Source organism: Hymenobacter agri, from assembly GCF_054778495.1.
Genome location: NZ_BAAGZM010000870.1, coordinates 1 through 1,344 on the forward strand (window position 1 = coordinate 1; position 1,344 = coordinate 1,344).

Genomic DNA, 1,344 nt, shown 5'->3' on the forward strand with positions numbered 1-1,344 from the left:
GCCGCGGTGTTGGCCCGGGTGGCCGCCCACGGCCTGAACCTGAGCAAGCTGCAATCGTGCCCCAGGCCGGGGCAGCCCTGGCACTACGGCTTCCACGCCGACGTGGAATTTGCCGCGCCGGGGCAGCTGGAGGCGCTGCTGCTGGATTTGGAGCCCGTGACGGAGGAGCTGCGGGTGCTGGGCGCCTACCGCCGCGGCAGCATGGCCGAAACTCCCCTCCTTGGTAAGGAGGGGACGCTGGCGCAAAGCGCCGGCTGGGGTGGTTAGCGCATTGAACGACACCAGAACGACACGCCGGGCCACACTTTGCCTAACGACGCCAACGCCCTCAACCACCCCAGTTTTCGCTGCGCGAAAACATCCCCTCCTTGGTAAGGAGGGGAGTTGTACCCAACTGCATCAACCCATTTCCATGAACCTAACCATCGCCAGCCGCTTAGCCCATACCGGCGAATACTACTTCTCGCGCAAGCTGCGCGAGCTGGCCGCCCTCAATGCGGCCGGGGCCAACATCATCAGCCTGGGCATCGGTAGCCCCGACCTGCCGCCGCACCCCAGCGTGGTAGCGGCCCTGGCCGAGTCGGCCGCCCGGCCTGATGCTCATGGCTACCAGAGCTACCAGGGCACGCCCGCCCTGCGCGGCGCGATGGCCGAATTCTACCAGCGGCATTATGGCGTGGCGCTCGATGCGGCCACCGAAATCCTGCCGCTGCTAGGCTCGAAAGAGGGGCTGATGCACATTGGGATGACGTTTCTGGAAGCTGGCGATGCCGTGCTCATTCCCAACCCCGGCTACCCGACCTACCGGGCCGTGGCCGAAATCTGCGGAGCTGAGGTGCGCGAATACGACCTCACCGAAGCCAGCGGCTGGCTGCCCGACCTCGACGCCCTGGCCGCCACCGACCTCTCCCGCGTGAAGCTGATGCTGGTGAATTACCCGCACATGCCTACCGGCACGGCCGCCGGCCTGCCGTTCCTCACGCGCCTCGTGGAATTCGCCGCCGCCCACCACATCCTGCTGGTGCACGATAACCCCTACGGCTTCATCCTGAACGAAACGCCGCCCATCAGCCTGCTGGCCGTGCCCGGCGCCCGCGAAGTAGCCATCGAGCTGAACTCGCTGAGTAAGAGCCATAACCTGGCCGGTTGGCGCGTGGGCCTACTGGCCGGCCGGGCCGACATCATCGCCAACGTGCTGCGCTTCAAGAGCAACATGGATTCGGGCATGTTTCTGCCGGTGCAGCAGGCGGCGGTGGCGGCCCTGGCCGTGGGCAACGACTGGTTCGCGGAGCTGAACGACGTGTATCGCACCCGCCGCGCGCTGGTGCTGGAGCTGCTGCGGGC

Annotated in this window: 1 protein-coding gene and 1 pseudogene; both read left to right on the plus strand. The window is 66.8% G+C overall.

The window, feature by feature from the left end; translation table 11 throughout:
* A pseudogene (locus ACYVDE_RS22945) lies at positions 1-267 on the plus strand (hypothetical protein); the annotation flags it as partial.
* Positions 268-412: 145 nt separating this feature from the next.
* The coding region (locus ACYVDE_RS22950) for a pyridoxal phosphate-dependent aminotransferase (RefSeq protein WP_460503853.1) at positions 413-1,344 on the plus strand (932 nt) is incomplete at its 3' end.